This window comes from Enterobacter sp. J49, from assembly GCF_002148625.1.
GTDB lineage: Bacteria > Pseudomonadota > Gammaproteobacteria > Enterobacterales > Enterobacteriaceae > Enterobacter > Enterobacter ludwigii.
In genome coordinates, this window is record NZ_MWPY01000017.1 from 1 (window position 1) to 419 (window position 419).

At 60.1% G+C, this 419-nt stretch carries 1 protein-coding gene; it reads left to right on the forward strand.

Annotated features, from left to right (window positions below):
• The coding region (locus tag BJP35_RS02335; RefSeq protein ID WP_179193651.1) for a PTS transporter subunit EIIC at nucleotides 1–419 on the forward strand (419 nt) is incomplete at both ends.

Here is a 419-nt window from a genome sequence, read left to right on the forward strand (position 1 = left end):
TCGGCGCGGGCATCTATGCCTTCTTCAACCGCCTGCTGATCCCGGTCGGCTTGCACCACGCGCTGAACTCGGTGTTCTGGTTCGACGTGGCCGGCATCAACGATATCCCTAACTTCCTCGGCGGCCAGCAGTCGATCGACGCCGGTAAAGCGGTCGTCGGCATCACCGGCCGTTATCAGGCGGGCTTCTTCCCAATCATGATGTTCGGTCTGCCGGGTGCGGCGCTGGCCATCTATCACTGCGCGCGTCCTGAGAATAAGGCCAAAGTGCTGGGGATCATGATGGCGGGGGCCTTCGCCGCTTTCTTTACCGGCATCACCGATCCGCTGGAATTCTCCTTCATGTTCGTGGCGCCGGTGCTGTATGTGATCCACGCCGTGTTGACCGGTATCTCGGTGTTCATCGCTGCTAACATGCAT